19 protein-coding genes are annotated in these 15,153 nt (G+C 70.5%); 7 read left to right on the top strand and 12 right to left on the bottom strand.

Annotated features, from left to right (window positions below; translation table 11 throughout):
• Positions 1-156 precede the first annotated feature (156 nt).
• Positions 157-825 carry a PadR family transcriptional regulator gene (locus tag ACIPJ2_RS01930; protein ID WP_402728304.1) on the top strand — a complete coding sequence of 223 codons (669 nt, stop codon included), beginning with the start codon at positions 157-159 and terminating at the stop codon, positions 823-825.
• Positions 826-892: 67 nt separating this feature from the next.
• On the opposite strand, the gene ACIPJ2_RS01925 is transcribed toward ACIPJ2_RS01930, so the two are convergent.
• Complete coding sequence (locus ACIPJ2_RS01925) at positions 893-1,510, bottom strand: alpha/beta hydrolase (protein ID WP_402727307.1); 618 nt, start codon at positions 1,508-1,510, stop codon at positions 893-895.
• Between the two features lie 85 nt (positions 1,511-1,595).
• Between ACIPJ2_RS01925 and ACIPJ2_RS01920 the strand changes: the two genes are divergently transcribed.
• Positions 1,596-2,138 (top strand): NUDIX hydrolase family protein, encoded by a 543-nt coding sequence (locus tag ACIPJ2_RS01920; protein ID WP_402727306.1) that lies wholly within the window; start codon positions 1,596-1,598, stop codon positions 2,136-2,138.
• A gap of 83 nt (positions 2,139-2,221) precedes the next feature.
• Here ACIPJ2_RS01920 and ACIPJ2_RS01915 read toward each other — a convergent pair whose 3' ends face one another.
• The gene (locus ACIPJ2_RS01915) at positions 2,222-2,422 is read right to left on the bottom strand and encodes a CsbD family protein (protein ID WP_111105972.1); all 201 of its coding nucleotides are present in this window, start codon (positions 2,420-2,422) and stop codon (positions 2,222-2,224) included.
• Positions 2,423-2,545: 123 nt separating this feature from the next.
• Complete coding sequence (locus ACIPJ2_RS01910) at positions 2,546-4,219, bottom strand: DEAD/DEAH box helicase (protein ID WP_402727305.1); 1,674 nt, start codon at positions 4,217-4,219, stop codon at positions 2,546-2,548.
• Between the two features lie 322 nt (positions 4,220-4,541).
• Here ACIPJ2_RS01910 and ACIPJ2_RS01905 point away from each other — a divergent pair, with 322 nt between their 5' ends.
• Positions 4,542-5,372 carry an endo alpha-1,4 polygalactosaminidase gene (locus tag ACIPJ2_RS01905; protein ID WP_402727304.1) on the top strand — a complete coding sequence of 277 codons (831 nt, stop codon included), beginning with the start codon at positions 4,542-4,544 and terminating at the stop codon, positions 5,370-5,372.
• Between the two features lie 13 nt (positions 5,373-5,385).
• On the opposite strand, the gene ACIPJ2_RS01900 is transcribed toward ACIPJ2_RS01905, so the two are convergent.
• From ACIPJ2_RS01900 to ACIPJ2_RS01890, 3 genes are all read right to left on the bottom strand, one after another.
• Positions 5,386-5,751: a GntR family transcriptional regulator gene (locus ACIPJ2_RS01900; protein WP_281266072.1), complete on the bottom strand. Its 366-nt coding sequence runs from the start codon at positions 5,749-5,751 to the stop codon at positions 5,386-5,388.
• Positions 5,752-5,761: 10 nt separating this feature from the next.
• A complete protein-coding gene (locus ACIPJ2_RS01895) occupies positions 5,762-6,331 on the bottom strand; it encodes a DUF1684 domain-containing protein (RefSeq protein WP_281267641.1) in 570 nt (189 codons plus the stop codon).
• A gap of 145 nt (positions 6,332-6,476) precedes the next feature.
• Positions 6,477-6,953, bottom strand: a complete 477-nt coding sequence (locus tag ACIPJ2_RS01890; RefSeq protein WP_402727303.1) for a hypothetical protein — start codon at positions 6,951-6,953, stop codon at positions 6,477-6,479.
• Between the two features lie 64 nt (positions 6,954-7,017).
• Here ACIPJ2_RS01890 and ACIPJ2_RS01885 point away from each other — a divergent pair, with 64 nt between their 5' ends.
• Both ACIPJ2_RS01885 and ACIPJ2_RS01880 read left to right on the top strand, forming a co-directional pair.
• Complete coding sequence (locus tag ACIPJ2_RS01885) at positions 7,018-7,800, top strand: carbonic anhydrase (RefSeq protein WP_402727302.1); 783 nt, start codon at positions 7,018-7,020, stop codon at positions 7,798-7,800.
• 97 nt (positions 7,801-7,897) lie between these two features.
• Positions 7,898-8,698, top strand: coding sequence for a carbonic anhydrase (locus ACIPJ2_RS01880; protein WP_402727301.1), 801 nt, complete (start codon positions 7,898-7,900; stop codon positions 8,696-8,698).
• Between the two features lies 1 nt (position 8,699).
• Here ACIPJ2_RS01880 and ACIPJ2_RS01875 read toward each other — a convergent pair whose 3' ends face one another.
• On the bottom strand, positions 8,700-9,332 hold the full coding sequence (locus ACIPJ2_RS01875) for a GNAT family N-acetyltransferase (protein WP_402727300.1): 633 nt from the start codon (positions 9,330-9,332) through the stop codon (positions 8,700-8,702).
• Positions 9,333-9,427: 95 nt separating this feature from the next.
• Here ACIPJ2_RS01875 and ACIPJ2_RS01870 point away from each other — a divergent pair, with 95 nt between their 5' ends.
• Positions 9,428-10,042, top strand: a complete 615-nt coding sequence (locus ACIPJ2_RS01870) for a hypothetical protein (protein ID WP_281266067.1) — start codon at positions 9,428-9,430, stop codon at positions 10,040-10,042.
• A 46-nt stretch (positions 10,043-10,088) separates the two neighbouring features.
• Entirely contained in the window at positions 10,089-10,391 is a 303-nt protein-coding gene (locus tag ACIPJ2_RS01865) for a DUF427 domain-containing protein (protein ID WP_281266066.1), read from the top strand.
• Positions 10,392-10,430: 39 nt separating this feature from the next.
• Here the strand turns inward: ACIPJ2_RS01865 and ACIPJ2_RS01860 are convergent, their stop codons facing one another.
• The 5 genes from ACIPJ2_RS01860 to ACIPJ2_RS01840 all read right to left on the bottom strand — a co-directional run bounded on the left by ACIPJ2_RS01860 (position 10,431) and on the right by ACIPJ2_RS01840 (position 14,965).
• Complete coding sequence (locus ACIPJ2_RS01860) at positions 10,431-11,687, bottom strand: Nramp family divalent metal transporter (protein ID WP_402727299.1); 1,257 nt, start codon at positions 11,685-11,687, stop codon at positions 10,431-10,433.
• Between the two features lie 143 nt (positions 11,688-11,830).
• Positions 11,831-12,301 (bottom strand): hypothetical protein, encoded by a 471-nt coding sequence (locus tag ACIPJ2_RS01855; protein WP_402727298.1) that lies wholly within the window; start codon positions 12,299-12,301, stop codon positions 11,831-11,833.
• A 2-nt stretch (positions 12,302-12,303) separates the two neighbouring features.
• The gene (locus tag ACIPJ2_RS01850) at positions 12,304-13,278 is read right to left on the bottom strand and encodes a hypothetical protein (RefSeq protein ID WP_402727297.1); all 975 of its coding nucleotides are present in this window, start codon (positions 13,276-13,278) and stop codon (positions 12,304-12,306) included.
• The gene (locus ACIPJ2_RS01845; RefSeq protein ID WP_402727296.1) at positions 13,263-14,195 is read right to left on the bottom strand and encodes a hypothetical protein; all 933 of its coding nucleotides are present in this window, start codon (positions 14,193-14,195) and stop codon (positions 13,263-13,265) included. Before ACIPJ2_RS01845 ends, ACIPJ2_RS01850 begins: the two co-directional genes overlap by 16 nt.
• A 50-nt stretch (positions 14,196-14,245) precedes the next feature.
• Complete coding sequence (locus ACIPJ2_RS01840; protein ID WP_402727295.1) at positions 14,246-14,965, bottom strand: hypothetical protein; 720 nt, start codon at positions 14,963-14,965, stop codon at positions 14,246-14,248.
• Positions 14,966-15,153: the final 188 nt, after the last annotated feature.

The following is a 15,153-nucleotide window of genomic DNA, read 5'->3' as shown; positions in this document are numbered from 1 at the left end:
TGCCCGCGACCCCCGACAACCGACCCAACGAGAACAAGTGCTTGACAGAGCGATAGTTACCGATCTATCGTTAACACATCGCGATACGAACGGAACAGTTCGGAAGCGCGAGACAACTTCGAACACGAACACAGGAAGGAGTCACTCATGCGCACCATGGATGACTACGACGACAACGACAACAGCCGCCAGCAGCGCGGCTTCGGACCGCGCGGCCCCCGCTTCGGCGGCGCGCGGCAGCACCACGGCGCCGGCTTCCCCGGCCGCGACCGCGGTGACCACGGTGGACGCGGCGGCTTCGGCCGTGGCGGGTTCGGTCCCGGCATGGGCTTCGGCCCGGGCATGGGTCCCGGGATGGGCTTCGGCGGCCCCGGCTTCGGCCGTGAGCGTCGCCGCCGCGGGGATGTCCGCCTCGCGATCCTCGGCCTGCTGGCCGAGGGCCCGCAGAACGGCTACGCGATCATCAAGACGATCGCCGAGCGCACCGGCGGCGCCTGGAAGCCGAGCCCCGGCTCGGTCTACCCGACGCTCCAGCAGCTCGTCGACGAGGACCTCGTCGTCTCGACGGGTGACGGCCGCAAGACGCTCTTCGAGCTCACCGACGCCGGCAAGGCCGAGGCAGAGGCGAAGGCCGACGAGATCGCCGCGGCGTGGGACTCCACGCCCGGTGTCCCGGACGCGCAGCGCGAGTTCTTCGAGTCGCTCCGCAAGACGATGGGCGTGCTGCACATGTACCGCACCAGCGCGACGGAGGAGCAGACCAAGGCGGCAGCCGCCAAGGTCGACCAGCTCCGCAAGGACCTCCTGCAGATCCTCGCCGACTAGCGACGCAACACCACAGGGACGGGAGGCCCGGTGCCAGCTGGCACCGGGCCTCCCGTCCGTGCGCGGGTCAGGAACCGATGAAGGCGGCCACGTCCGCCAGTTCCGCCGCCGACACCGCGTGTGGCAGGCCCTCGTAGGTTCGGTCGGTCACGTCGGTGTGCGCCGCTGCCCAGGCGGCCGTCCGCGCGGTGGCCTCGCCGGGGATGACCGGATCGAGGTCGCCGTGCCCGAGGAAGACCCGCGGGCGCACCGCCGCGACGGCCTCGTCACGGGAGTCCGTGACACCGGGAACCACGAACCCGGACAACGACACGGCGAACGCGAAGCCCGCCGGCCGTGCGCGCAGGAGCTGCAGCGCCATCGACCCGCCCTGCGAGAACCCGAGCAGCCCGATCCGCGGGTGGTCGGCCGCGACGGTGTCGATCCAGTCGAGGACGCCGTCCACCGCGGCGTCGACGAGCTCGAGCGACGGTGAGCCCGGCGTCCCGAGCGGGTACCAGCTGTACCCGGGCCCCCATGCCATCGGTGCCCGCAGTGACGCGATCGTCCACGTCGGTGGCAGCGCGGGTGCGAGCCCGAAGAGGTCCCGCTCGTTCGACCCCACCCCGTGCAGCAGGACGAGCAGGGGTGTGCCGGCGCGTTCGCCGGCCGGACGGGTCCACTGGACGGCGCTCTGGTCGATCATGCTGCCGACAATAGTTGACGCATCAACCATCCCCAACCCCGTGGTCTTGCACGTGCTTCGCCCCGGTCCCTGGTAGACACGGTGCATGGCCTCGTTGCGCACCCCTGACCCCGACTCCGGCTGGCTGTCCGACGAGGAGCTCGCGATGGTCCGCCGTCGCCTGCCGATCTGCTACGTCGAGGCGATCCCCGTCCGCACCGACGGCCTCGGCGTCGTGACCGAGGTCGGCGTGCTGCTCCGCGTCGCCCCGAGCGGCTCCATCGCCCGCACCCTGGTGTCCGGACGCGTGATGTTCGGCGAGTCGATCCGCACCGCGCTGTTCCGGCACCTCGAGAAGGACCTCGGGCCGATGGCCTTCCCGCAGCTGCCGTCGAACCCGGCGCCGTTCACCGTGGCGGAGTACTTCCCGCTGCCCGGTGCCTCGGTGTACACCGACGAGCGCCAGCACGCGATCTCCCTGGCGTACGTCGTCCCCGTCACCGGCACGTGCGAGCCTCGTCAGGACGCCCTCGAGCTGACGTGGATGAGCCCGATGGAAGCGGCGTCGGCCGCGGTCTCCGACGAGATGGAAGGCGGCCGTGGTGCACTCATGCGCGCCGGTCTCGCCTCCGTCGGCGCGCTGCTGTAACGCCCCCCGAACACGACGAAGCCCCCGCGATCCGTATGGGATGCGGGGGCTTCGCAGTGCGGTCTGTGCGACCGACTTGGGTCTTACTTGTTGTCCTTGAAGCTGTCGGCAACGCCGTGCGCGGCGTCCTTGACGTCGGTCGCGCCCTGCTTCGCCGAGGCCTTCGCCTGGTCGGTCTGGCCTTCGGCCTTGAGACGGTCGTTGTCCGTCACGTTCCCGACGGCTTCCTTGGCCTTGCCTGCTGCCTTCTCGGCAGCGTTCTTGATGTCATCGATGCCAGCCATAGGCGGCTCCTTCCGTCGGTGGACAGGTCAACCGGGTGACACTCGCGTGCCTTCCGGTGACCCAGAAGCTACACCTGACGGGACATCCGCTCGCAGGGAGCGTTGAGGTTGTCCCCCTTGGCGTCAGCGCGCGGAGCCGGCCGGACGCGAGGCCCGACGCGAACCGCCACGACGGTTGCCGCCGGACTCCGAACCCGAGCGACCGGCAGCGTAGCCACCGTCCGACGACCAGACCGGAGCCGAGCCACCGCGGACGGTGTCGCTCGACGCACGACGGCTCCCGCCGCCGCGGCGCTGCCCACCCGCCGACGCGGTGTCGGCGGAACGACCGCCGCGACCAGCTGACGCGGCGTCCGCGGAACGGCCGCCACGGCGTCCACCCGAGCTGCTGGGAGCCGAGCCGGACTGCGCGGCCGGGGCCGAGCCTCTCCCCACGGGCTCGGCCGCCACGTCGCTCCGCAAGCTCCGCGACGCGCCGGAACCGGCCCGCGTGGGCCCAGTCCGACCGCCGCGACCACGGCCGCGACCGCGACCCTGACCGGCGGACTCGGACGAGGCGGACTGCTGGCGACGCGGCTGCTGCTGCTGGACCGGGGCCTCGGCCACGTGGCGGATCGGGGCGATCTCACCGACGAGCTCGGCGACCGGCGCGGAGTTCGCGCTGACCTGCTGCGGCTTGGCGGTGATCGCGGCCTTGCGCATCATCTGCGCGACGTCGCGACGCTCTGCCGGCATGACGACCGTGACGACGTCACCGGACGAACCGGCACGAGCGGTACGGCCCGAGCGGTGCAGGTACGCCTTGTGCTCGGTCGGCGGGTCGACGTGCACGACGAGCTCGACGTTGTCGACGTGCACACCGCGGGCGGCGACGTCGGTGGCGACGAGCACGAGGGCCTCGCCGGCGGAGAACTTCGCGAGGTTCCGCTCACGAGCACCCTGCGACAGGTTGCCCTGCAGGTCGACCGCGGGGATGCCCTGCGACGAGAGCTGCTTCGCGAGGCGCTTGGCGTGGTGCTTCGTGCGCATGAAGAGGATGCGGCGACCGGTGCCGGAGGCGAGGGTCCGGACGAGGTCCTTCTTCGCGTCGGCGTCGGCGACCTCGAACACGTGGTGGGTCATCGCCTCGACGGGGCTGGACTCGTCGTCGACGGAGTGCATGACCGGGTCGTGCAGGAACTTCTTGACGAGCTTGTCCACGCCGTTGTCGAGCGTGGCGGAGAACAGCAGGCGCTGTCCCTGCTCGGGCGTCGCCTGCATGATCTTCGTCACGCCGGGCAGGAAGCCCATGTCGGCCATGTGGTCGGCCTCGTCGAGGACGGTGACCTCGATCGCGTCGAGCGACACGTGACCCTGCTGCATGAGGTCGGCGAGGCGACCGGGGCAGGCGACGACGACGTCGACGCCACCGCGGAGCGCGTCGACCTGACGGCCCTGCGAGACGCCGCCGAAGATCGTCGTCGTGTTCAGGCCCATCGCCTTGGCGAGCGGGGCGAGCGTCGCGTCGATCTGCGTCGCGAGCTCACGCGTCGGGGCGAGGACGAGGGCGCGGGGGCGGCCGGCGCGGCGCTTGCGCGGGTTGGCGGCGAGGCGTGCGGCGAGGGGGATCGCGAAGGCGATCGTCTTGCCGGAGCCGGTGCGGCCACGACCGAGCACGTCCTTGCCGTTGAGGGAGTCGGGGAGGGTGTCCACCTGGATCGGGAAGGCGGTCTCCTTGCCCTGGGCGACGAGCACGTCGACCATCGGGGTCGGGACGCCGAGATCGGCGAAGCGGACGTCAGCAGTGGGGTTGGTCATGGTGACCTTTCGGGCCGTTGCCGGCCGTGGTGCGCGCTCGGATCAGCGCGCGGGCGGGAGCATGTCCGCGTGCCGGTGCTCGCTCGGGAGCTCGTGCTCGGGAGTGGGCGCGGCGGTGCGGGCACTGTCGCCGCAGCAGAGAGCCTGGCACCGGTGTTCCGACCCGGACGGGTTCCGGGGGAGCGGTGGTGCGTGATACGCATCGGTCGAGTTCGACCGGGAGGTTTCGGGGGCGTCCGTACGACGCACGAGGCGATCGGCGCCTCGAGTACGACCCATCATAGCGGGTGGACCGGAAACCCGCTCGTGGGATGATCCGTGCATGCTGTCACGGACCCTGCTCATCGGTGCCGTCGTCGTGGGGACCCTGCTCGTGTCCGGTTGCGCGACTGCTCCGTCTCCGGCATCCGGGGGTCACGACTACACGAACCTGCCGACCTCGGGCGTCCCCGACTACCAGCTCGGTGGCGCGTACCGGCCGGCGGAGGACGTGACGATCGTCGAGCGCGACAGCACCGCGCACCCCGCGTCCGGCAAGTACAACGTCTGCTACGTCAACGGGTTCCAGACCCAGCCGGAGGACGCGTCGATGTGGAAGCGGTCGCACGCCGACGCCCTGCTGCGGGACGACGACGGCGATCCGGTGTCCGACCCGGGGTGGCCGGACGAGATGCTCCTCGACACCAGGACGGCCGCCGCGCGCGAGTCGATCGTGTCGGTGCTGACGAAGTCGATCGCCCGGTGCAGCGACCGCGGGTTCGACGCCGTCGAGTTCGACAACCTCGACTCGTGGACCCGGTCGCACGGTGCGCTGACCCGGTCGGGGAACCTCGCGCTGGCCTCGGCGCTCGTCGACGTCGCACATGCGCACGGGCTCGCCGCCGGGCAGAAGAACACCCCGCAGCTCGGGGCCTCCGGCAAGCGTGACACCGGGTTCGACTTCGTCGTCGCGGAGGAGTGCGTGAAGTACCGGGAGTGCGCCGCGTACACGAAGACCTACGGCGCGCGGGTCATCGACATCGAGTACTCGGACAACATCGGCCGGTCGTGGTCGTCCGTCTGTGACCTCGACGACCGCCCGGCGATGACGATCCTGCGCGACCGGGACCTCGTGCCGATGTCGAAGCCGGCGTACGTGTTCGAGCGCTGCTGAGGGCCCGCCGCGCCTACGCGGGCCAGACGTCGCGGAGCGCCGCCGTCGCCTGGTCCGCCGACAACCCGGCCCCGCGCGCGGCAGCCGCGAGCGCACGGGCTGCTGCGACGACGTCCTCCGGCACGGCCGCCGGTCGGATCACCCGCGTGCCCGCGCCCCGTGCGGTGTGCACGAGCCCGGTCTCCTCGAGCAGGGTGTAGGCCTTCGCGACCGTCCCCGGCGCGAGCCCGAGTTCGTCCGCGAGCGCACGGACACTCGGCAGCCGCTGCCCGTCCACCAGGTAGCCGGCCGTGATCTGGGCGGCGATCTGGGACCGCACCTGCTCGAACGGCGGGATCCGCCCTCCGGCGTCGATCGCCACGAGCCCGGTCGAAGACATCGCGCCCACCCTAGAAGTCGTACTGCTCGCCGACGGGGATCGCCACCGCGACGGTGTTGCCGGGAGGCGCGAGCGGGCACGCCCACGCCGGGTCGTACGCGCACGAGGGGTTGTACGCGAAGTTGAAGTCGAGCACGAGTTCGCCGTCGTCGCCGCCGAGGTCAGCGCCCTTGATCGTGTCGAGCAGGTAGCGTCCGCCCCCGTAGGTCCCGCGGGCCTTCCCGGCGCTGGCGTCCTTCACGGGGATGAACACCCCGCCCGCGTAGCCGCCGTGCGACCACACGTCGAGCGACCCGATGCCGGGCAGGGTCACGATGCCGAGCCGGTCGAAGTGCACGATGCCGTCCGTGCCGGTCTCGACGTCGAGCACCTGGGGCTCGGCCGGCTCGACACGGGCCCGGAAGCGCCACTCCGGGTCGTACGGCGGGACCGGGAGCTCCTCGAAGTCGCGGGCGTCCTCGTCGAGCAGCGGGCTGGCCGGGTGCTCCGCGAACATCGCGTCGCGCGTCTCCCGCCACAGCGCGTGCGCCGTCTCGGGGTCGGGGGTGGCGCGCACGCGGCGGTACAGGTCGAACGTCATGCGCCGCCAGTCCACGGTCGCCAGCGTGCTGTGCACGCGGTCGTCGGTCTTCGGCTCCTGGGGGCGCGTCTGGCTCACGTGGTCGAGGCTACGCCCGCTCCGCGGCGGACGGGAGGCTCGGCTCGATTCCGTGCGGAGCGTTGCGTCAGGCAGGGGGCCAGGTCGGGGCCTGCTGCCGCATCCGGAGTGCCCGCCACTGCCAGATCACCCACATGCCCGGCCACAGTGCGAGACCGAGCGCCCACGGGTGCATCCGGTAGTCGAGCCGGTCGACGAACAGCGTCGTCCCGTCCGGGAGCTCCGTCACGGCCATCCGGTGCCGCATGTCCATGCGGGCGAACAGGCCGCTCGTCCCGCCGCCGTTGTCGCGCTGTACGGGGACGCCGTCCACCTCGTACCGGTCGATGTCCACGTGGCTCGTCCCGCTCGGCAGCAGCCCCAAGGCGCTCGCGGCGATCGGGTGCGGCTGGCCCGGCGTCCACCGCGACGGGAACCCGTCGGGATCGAGCGAGCGGTAGACCAGGAACGGCCTGGTGACACCGACCATCACCTCCGGCGCCATGAGGGCGTCACGGACGACGTCGACAGGGGCGTCGAGGACCAGGCGGAGACCCACGTGCATACGCGTGACCGTACCGAGGTGACCACTCAGCCGTTACAGATACTTGATATTCCAATATGTGAGTATGCACAGGTTCCCTCGTTCCACCCCGTCCCTCGTCGCCGTCCCCGTGGCGCTGCTCCTGCTCGCCGGGTGCTCGTCGTCCTCCGAACCCGACGCCGCCGATGCCCACGGTGGGGACCCCGGCTCGTCCTGGTCGTACACCGGTGACGAGGGGCCGTCGCACTGGGGCGCTCTGGCGTCGGAGTACGGCACGTGCTCCTCCGGCGAGGAGCAGTCGCCGATCGACCTGCCCGCTCCGAAGCGCGGCGCGGCACTCGACCTCCAGGCGTCCGGCCCGGTCGAGGGCATCACGGCCGACAACGGGCACACCGTGCAGTTCACGGCCGCCGACGGCGCGCGCACCCGGATCGGCGGCGACGATCTGCACCTCGTGCAGCTGCACTTCCACGCCGGTTCCGAGCACACCGTCGAGGGTGGGGCCGCCGATGCCGAGTTCCACTTCGTCCACGCGGACGAGGACGGGGCGCTCACGGTCGTCGGGGTCCTGGCCGATCGAGGAGCGCACAACCCCGCGTACGACAGCTTCATCGCGGGGGCCACGGCGGGCGCCGGGCGGGAGAGCACGGTCGACCTCGACGCGATGCTGCCCGAGGCGCGGTCGCACTACCGGTACGACGGTTCCCTCACCACGCCGCCGTGCAGCGAGGGCGTCCGCTGGATCGTGCTCGAGGACCGGATCGAGCTCGGCACCGACCAGCTCGCCGATCTCGAGGCCGCGCACGTCGAGAACGTCCGCCCCGTCCAGCCGCTCAGCGACCGGACGGTCGACCATTCGCTCGCGTGATGCCCGCACTGAGCGATCCCGCGCCGCTGAGTCGAGGCACAGGAAGGAGCTCGACGACCTGACCGATCTTTAGATATGTAACATGCAGAATGGCCTGATGATCCCAACACATCGGAGCCTCGCCGCGGCCGGGCTGACCCTCGCTGTCCTCGGCACGCTGACCGCGTGCAGTGCGGCGTCCACGACGACGGCGAACGGCGCGCCCGTTTCCTCCACCACCAGCAGCCCGGCGCACTGGGCCTACGACGGCACCGACGACCCGGCGCACTGGGCCTCCTTGTCCGACGACTACCGCACGTGCGCCGCCGGGAAGGCGCAGTCGCCCATCGACCTCCCGGCCCTCGGCCACGACGCCCCGCTCGACCTCGACGTGGAGAAGGGCGAGGTCACCGAGACCACCGCCGACAACGGCCACACCGTGCAGCTCACCGCCGGCTCAGGCGAGACGACCGTCATCGACGGCACCGCCTACCACCTGCAGCAGATGCACTTCCACGCTCCGTCCGAGCACACCGTCGAGGGCAAGCGGTACCCGGTCGAGTTCCACTTCGTGCACGCCGATGCGAAGGGGCACCTCGCGGTCGTCGCGGTCTTCGCCGAGGCGGGCGCGCACGACGCCGCGTTCGACCCCTACATCGCCGGAGCGGCCGATGGGGAGACGTCCGCCAGGAGCCACGTCGTCGACGTCGCGGCGATGCTGCCCACCAACCGCGCCTACTGGGCCTACGACGGGTCGCTCACGACGCCGCCCTGCACCGAAGGCGTGCACTGGGTGGTCCTCGCGACGCCGATCGAGCTCGGCCAGGACCAGATCGACGCACTGACGGCCGTCCACCACGACAACGACCGCCCCACGCAGCCGCTCGACGGCCGCACGGTGCGCAGCAGCACCGAGTAGGTCAGGCGTGCCGGGCGGAACGGCGACGCGAGCCCTCTGCCCGGTCGTGACGCCGGAGCCGCTCGGCCAGGGAGAGTCGTACCGTCGGCCACTCCGACGACGTGATGGAGAACACCACGGTGTCGCGGAGCGTGCCGTCCCGGCCGATCTGGTGGTTCCGGAGCACACCGTCCTGCTTGGCGCCGAGGCCCGCGATCGCCGCGCGGGACTGCATGTTGTGCCAGTGCGTCCGGAACTCCACCGCGATGCACTGCCACACGTCGAACGCGTGGGACAGCATCAGGAGCTTCGACTCGGTGTTGATCCCGGTGCGCTGCGAGGACTTCGCCAGGAACGTCGACCCGATCTCGACCCGGCGGTTCGCCGTGTCGACGTTCATGAAGGTGGTCGACCCGACCACGCGTCCGGTCGGCCGGTCACGCACCGCGAACGGCACCATCCGGCCAGCAGCGTGTTCCGCGAGACGCCGGTCGATCTCGTCGTCGACCTGCGCCGGCGCCGGGATCGCGGAGTACCACGTGCGCCACAGATCGCCGTCGGCGACCGCCGCCCGGAGGTCGTCCGCGTGCTCGTGTGCGATGGGTTCGAGCGTGACGCGGTCGCCGGTCAGGGTGGGTGCGGGGGCGATCTCCATGGGACTCGATCGTACCGTCGGGCATCTTCGTGAACGGCTCCGAGTGGGCGCCCTGTGGAAAGGGACAGGCGCTCCACAGCCGTTATCGTGACGGGGTGCGTGAACGAGGCCAGCAGCAGTACCAGGTCCGCTTCGGATGGGGTGTCTCGGGTGCCCACCGCGTCGCCGTGGGAGCGCACCTGATCGTCTGGGTGGACGTCCTCCCCGCCGGTCCGGGCACCGCCGGACCGGATCGTGCCGACCACCGGGCGGTGCGCCGCCTCCTGCCGGCGGGGCCCGAGGTGGTGGCCGGCCACCTCGGCAACGCGGCGGCGATCGCGGAACGGGTGACGAGCCTCCAGGCCGAGCGTGGTGACCGGTGTGTCGTCGCGGTGATCGCCGCCGGGCTGGACCACGCGCCCTCCGGTGGCGACGCCGCCGAAGCCGCAGGCGAGTCGGTCGACGTGCCCGATGCGCCGGACTTCGCCGTCGAGGACATGCTCGGCGCCGGCGCCGTGATCGACGCGCTGTCCGTCGTCGGGATCGACCACTCCTCGCCGGAGGCTGCTGCCGCATGCGCCGCGTACACGGGGCTGCGGCGGGCCGTGAAACACCTCGTCAGTGCCTCGGAAGCGGCTCGCGGCATCGGGCCGGAGCGGGTGCACGCGGCGCTCGCCGCCGGGCCGGAGCTCGTGACGATCCGCCCGGGGGAACACAAGGCGCGCGCGTAGCGTTCCGGACGGGTGAGCACACCGCTCATCAACGAAGGAGCGCACCATGAAGGCAGTCGCCGGCGACACCGTCATCGCAGAGGCATCCGAGGACGACCTCATCAAGATCGAGGGCAACTGGTACTTCCCGCCGTCGAGCGTGAACACCGAGCTCTTCACCGAGAGCGACACGCAGTACCACTGCCCGTGGAAGGGCGACACGCAGTACTACACCGTGCACGCCGGGGACCAGACGCTGCCTGATGCCGCGTGGTCGTACCCGACGCCGATCCCCTCGTCGTTCGACCGGGTCGGCAAGGACTACAGCGGCTACGTGGCGTTCTGGAAGGGCGTCGAGGTCGTCGAGTAGCCCGGGTGGGTGCGCCGCGCCGCCGCCCCGCGGCGCGGCTCACCCGGCCAGCGTCAGAGCCACCAGCGCGACGTTCAGCGCGACGATCACCGCGGCGATCACCCACGCCACCACCCGCGTGCCGACGGCGTTGACGTCGGCACCCATCACGCTCCGCTTGGACGTGTAGGCCACCAGCGGGACGATCGCGAACGCGATCCCGAAGCTCAGCACGACCTGGCTGACCACGAGCAGCATCGTCGCGTCGGCGTTCAGCGCGAGCAGCACGATCGCCGGCACCAGCGTCACGATCCGCCGCACCAGCAGCGGCACCCGCACGTGCAGCAGCCCGTGCATGATCTCCGCGCCGGCCATGCAGCCCACCGACGTCGAGGCGAGTCCCGACGCCAGCAGCCCCACCGCGAAGAGCACACCCACGACCGGCCCCACGTGCGTCGCGATCGCCGCCTGCGCACCCGGGATCGAGTCCGTCCCCGGCACGCCAGGCAACGTCGCCGCGGCCAGCACGAGCATGCAGAGGTTCACCCCGCCGGCCACGACGAGCGCGAGCGCCACGTCCCACCGCGTCATCACGAGCACCCGACGGCGCTCGGGCCCAGCAGGAGTGTCCCCGTGCCGGTCCCTGGCCAGCGCCGAGTGCAGGTACACCGCGTGTGGCATCACCGTCGCACCGAGCATCGAGGCCGCGAGCATCACCGACTCGGAACCCTCGAACCGCGGCACCAGCCCTGACACGAGCTCGCCGGGGGAGACCTGCGCGAACAGCAGCCCCGCGCAGAACCCGATCGTCAGGATCGCGAGCATCGCGGTGACGACGACCTCGAACGTGCGGGCGCCCCGCCGGTTCTGCAGCACGAGGATCGCCATCGACACCACACCGGTGATCACCCCTCCAGCGACGAGCGGCAGGCCGAACAGCAGGTGCAGGGCGAGCGCGCCGCCGATCACCTCGGCGATGTCGGTCGCCGCAGCCACGATCTCCGCCTGCGCCCAGAACAGCAGCCGGGGTGTCCGCTTCATCCGCATGCCGAGGAGCTCCGGCAGCGACTTCCCCGTGACGACCCCGAGCTTCGCCGACAGGTACTGGACCACCACGGCGCTCGCGTTCGCCGCCACGAGGACCCAGAGCAGCAGGTAGCCGTACTTCGCCCCTGCCGTGAGGTTCGCGGCGACGTTGCCGGGGTCCACGTACGCGATGGCGGCGACGAAGGCGGGACCGAGGAGCGTCAGGCTGGCAGCGCGCTTCCGTGGTGCGTCACCCGTGGCGGCTCGGCGTGCGGCGACGGTGTCGGTCATGGGGACCAGCATGCCAGAGAATTCGGCGTGCCGAATTCAGGGATTCGGTACGTTGCGCGGATGGTCGAGTGGGAGTCGGACGGGAGGCTCGGTGCGGGTCCAGCGCGTCGGCCCGGCTCGTGAGCCGGGCACCAGTGCTCGTGTCAGTGGCCGCGACGGGACACGATGCTCGCCAACCACTCGGGCATGTAGGCGGGGCTCCGGGGGTACTGCTCAAGGTCGAGCGCCCACATCTCGTCCGAGGGCATGGGGTTGGCCACGTCGGGCTGGGTGAACGGGTCGCCCGAGGTGTTCCACACGCGGCGGTCCCAGTTCGCCGTTCCCCGTACGGTTCCGGCGCGATCGAGATGCCAGTCGTAGGACATCCAGGCGCCCTGTTCTGGGGCGCTCATTGCACGGCGCAGCTCGTGGAAGGCGTCCATGAGGGGAACCGAGCGGATGCGCTCGTGGTGCCAGCTCTGCCCGTGCAGGAGTTCGACTCGGGCGGAACTCGCTCTCCCGGTCTCGCGGAAGTGGATCCGGATCGCGTCCCAGTCGTGATCCGCGAACGCGTCTCTGGCGATCCGCGCGATCGCACGGTGCAGGTCGGGCTGATCGTCGATGTGTTCGGACACGGTCAACCTCGGATCTGCGCGAGGCGTTGGTCGAGCTCGACGTCGATCATCTCGCCGAGCACGGAGTCCACGATCTCGAATGCCTGGTACACGTCCTCGTCGCCCTCGAGTGCGAACGTCGCCTGCGGGTCGATACGACTGCTGTCGAAGGCCGCTGCCTGCGGACGCACGAGCGGCATCGCCTCGAAGACGTCGAGGAGGAACTGATTGTCGCGCCCGTCGAAGAGCTCGGCGTACAGGAGATCCCAGGTGTCCTGGGCAAGTGCGGTGAGCGCCGTCTCGCGCTCCCGCTCGTGGTGCGCGGACAAGCGCGTGATGACGGATGTGCGCGCGGCAGCCACTGACGTATCGACGTGGTCCTGCACTGCTTCCCAGATGTCCGGCCACCCCCATGCCGACTCGAGCGGGGCGAGCGCCCCCGGGAAGGTGCCCTTCGCGGCGAGCAACGCCGCACGAGTGCGCTCCGCCGACACCCGAGCGCGCTCGTCGTCTTCGGCGTCGGGAACGAGGGCACGAGCCCAGACCGGGACGGCTTCGGCGGAGCGCGGATGCACTCGGAACTCAATCCGCCAGTCATCGTCGTCCGGGAATTGCATCCATGGCTCGGTTCCGGGAACGAACGGGTCAGCGGGATTCTGAAAGATGCGCCGATCCCAGTTGACATCGGCGTGGAGCCTACCGTCCTGCATGGTGACCGTTGTGGAGATCCATGCGCCACGACCAGGAGCTGCCTCGGCCGTGCGCAGGCTTTCCAAGACGTCGATGACGGCGTCCGGAGTGCGCCGTGCCTCTCGGGTGCCGTCTGCGCGCTCCGCGCTCATTGCCGCGATGATCTGGGTGGCCACCTGTCCGTAGAACAGGTGGATCGTCGTGGACGAAGGCTCGTCCACGCTGTCAAGGAGTGCGGTCGCGAGCTGGTCGTGCAGTTCGGCCGAGCGAGCGGGGCCAGCTGGTTCGCGAGTCACGCGCCTGGCCATCCGGGGCGCTGCGTCTGGCGGACCTCGGCCCCCGACAAGACGTCGAGCGGCAGCGTCGCCTCGTACCAGTCGGCGTCGAGCTTGGTCAGCTCGAGCCCTTCGTTCAGGCGGTAGTCGTGCTGGAGCGACGTCGCAGCGAGTCCGATCTCACCCGGACCGGTCGGCACCTCGTCGGAGACACGGAGGTCGAGTCCGTTCCAGCGGATCCTGATGTCGAGCTCGCAGAACTCAGAGACGTCCTCGATCGGAACGACCTTGCCCCAGGCACCGGGGCTCGTCTGGACGAAGCCGTCCTGCTCGGCAGCCGGATCGGGCCGGACGATCGCAACGTGGGTCTCTTCGAGGATGTCGCCGATGTAGCGCTCGCCGTCGACCGTCGCGATTCCCCCGCTGTACCGCGAGATCATCCGGCCTCGGAGGGTGCGTCGGGCTTGCAGGTCGTCTCGGTAGACCCACCCGATGTGGACGCCGGCATACCGGGCGACGAACGTCGACGGGCCGCTGCCGTCGTAGCGCCAGATCTCGGCGCCGTACGGGATGCGGTGGGACGGCATCCACGAGAGCGGCACCGTCCGGTCGAGGTCGTTCGGGACGAACCCTGTACCGGTGAAGGGTTCGTGGTCGACCCACGTCGCGCCGAGCAAGGCTGCGGTGCGTTCGTCGGTTCCGCCCATCGCCGGTGTGATGAAGAGCTCGGGAGCCGCCTCGAAGCGCAGGACGTCGAGGTACGGCATGTCCGCGGAGAACGGCGTCGCCGGGAACTCGAGGCCATGCACGGCGATGAGGTCAGGGATCCGCAGAAGCCCCGCCGCTGCGTCGAGCGGGATCACGTACCCGGCCACCCGTTCGATCAAGCCTGTGAAGTACCCGTCGCTCAGCTGCGGCGTGATGGCCTTCTGCATGATCGTGGCGCTCAAGTACTTCCCCCTGCGGTCGTCAGCGTTGTTGCTGCACCCATCCTAGGAACTCACTCGGACGTTGCGACGACCTCGCTCGTCAGGTTGTGGAGATCGGACGGGCGGACGAAAGCGGTCACGCCCTGCTCGCGCTTCCGGAAACGGATCGGATGACCGTCGCCCGCGAACACGGTGCCCGGCTCCGGGTCCTCGGCGCGGACCTCGACGGACTGTTGCAGGAGAGCGCTCCAGGGCGCGTCGATCACGACTCGTCGTCCTTCCACTTCAGCTGTCGTCCGGATCTGCGTCGACTCCTGGACCTCGTCCCGCCGAATCCGTCGTCGTGCGGTTCCGTTCGCGAGCACGAACGACGGGGACGGCGACGAGAGCGGTTGGCTGAGCAAGTACGTGTCGTCCGCGTCGGACTCGCCGCGGTACCAGCCGTCTTCGGTCCTGAGGTAGGTCCCGGCCAGGATCGCTGACGGCGACGGGAGGGCTTCCCATCGTCGCGTGACATCAGCAATTGGCAAGAATTCCCGTGACCTGTACCAGCCGAGCTGCACCTCATCACCGATCCAGACCCCGGTGTCGGCAATCGCTGCGCCGTCGAGGTGGTCTTCATCGAGCACCGTCGTGAGCGCCAGTTCTTCGCTGACGTTGAGCTGCTCGGCGGTGGCTTCCCGAAACTCGCCGAGCCTGAACTGCCATCGCAGGTCCGATCCGGGGTCGACGCGGTTCCCGACCGCATCCACCATGCCCGCCACGAGTGGCTGCTCGAACGTCAGCGGCACTGGATCGAGCCCGCGGAGGCGCTTCGCCGCCGAGACGAGGCCGATCGCGGAGTCGGCGAACTTCCGGTCGAACGAGAGTTCATCGGTGATGACCCGGAGTTCGGAGAGTGACGCGCCGTCGATGTCGTGCGCCTGGAAGCGGCCCCGCTCTCCCATCGCCTCTGCCGGGAGGGGCGGATCGTCGTCGG

Origin of the sequence: Curtobacterium sp. NPDC090217 (assembly GCF_044746705.1) — a bacterium.
Classification (GTDB): domain Bacteria; phylum Actinomycetota; class Actinomycetes; order Actinomycetales; family Microbacteriaceae; genus Curtobacterium.
Note: the sequence above shows the minus strand (reverse complement) of the source record. Positions and strands in the feature narration are given on the sequence as shown.

Bases quoted from the DNA above. Each gene is read 5' to 3' on its own strand.
- ACIPJ2_RS01850 (WP_402727297.1), bottom strand. From the start codon at position 13,278: ATGGCCAGGCGCGTGACTCGCGAACCAGCTGGCCCCGCTCGCTCGGCC.
- ACIPJ2_RS01930 (WP_402728304.1), top strand. From the start codon at position 157: ATGGATGACTACGACGACAACGACAACAGCCGCCAGCAGCGCGGCTTC.
- ACIPJ2_RS01925 (WP_402727307.1), bottom strand. From the start codon at position 1,510: ATGATCGACCAGAGCGCCGTCCAGTGGACCCGTCCGGCCGGCGAACGC.
- ACIPJ2_RS01880 (WP_402727301.1), top strand. From the start codon at position 7,898: ATGATCCCAACACATCGGAGCCTCGCCGCGGCCGGGCTGACCCTCGCT.
- ACIPJ2_RS01885 (WP_402727302.1), top strand. From the start codon at position 7,018: ATGCACAGGTTCCCTCGTTCCACCCCGTCCCTCGTCGCCGTCCCCGTG.
- ACIPJ2_RS01915 (WP_111105972.1), bottom strand. From the start codon at position 2,422: ATGGCTGGCATCGATGACATCAAGAACGCTGCCGAGAAGGCAGCAGGC.
- ACIPJ2_RS01865 (WP_281266066.1), top strand. From the start codon at position 10,089: ATGAAGGCAGTCGCCGGCGACACCGTCATCGCAGAGGCATCCGAGGAC.
- ACIPJ2_RS01920 (WP_402727306.1), top strand. From the start codon at position 1,596: ATGGCCTCGTTGCGCACCCCTGACCCCGACTCCGGCTGGCTGTCCGAC.
- ACIPJ2_RS01860 (WP_402727299.1), bottom strand. From the start codon at position 11,687: ATGACCGACACCGTCGCCGCACGCCGAGCCGCCACGGGTGACGCACCA.
- ACIPJ2_RS01905 (WP_402727304.1), top strand. From the start codon at position 4,542: ATGCTGTCACGGACCCTGCTCATCGGTGCCGTCGTCGTGGGGACCCTG.
- ACIPJ2_RS01875 (WP_402727300.1), bottom strand. From the start codon at position 9,332: ATGGAGATCGCCCCCGCACCCACCCTGACCGGCGACCGCGTCACGCTC.
- ACIPJ2_RS01895 (WP_281267641.1), bottom strand. From the start codon at position 6,331: ATGACGTTCGACCTGTACCGCCGCGTGCGCGCCACCCCCGACCCCGAG.
- ACIPJ2_RS01900 (WP_281266072.1), bottom strand. From the start codon at position 5,751: ATGTCTTCGACCGGGCTCGTGGCGATCGACGCCGGAGGGCGGATCCCG.
- ACIPJ2_RS01890 (WP_402727303.1), bottom strand. From the start codon at position 6,953: ATGCACGTGGGTCTCCGCCTGGTCCTCGACGCCCCTGTCGACGTCGTC.
- ACIPJ2_RS01910 (WP_402727305.1), bottom strand. From the start codon at position 4,219: ATGACCAACCCCACTGCTGACGTCCGCTTCGCCGATCTCGGCGTCCCG.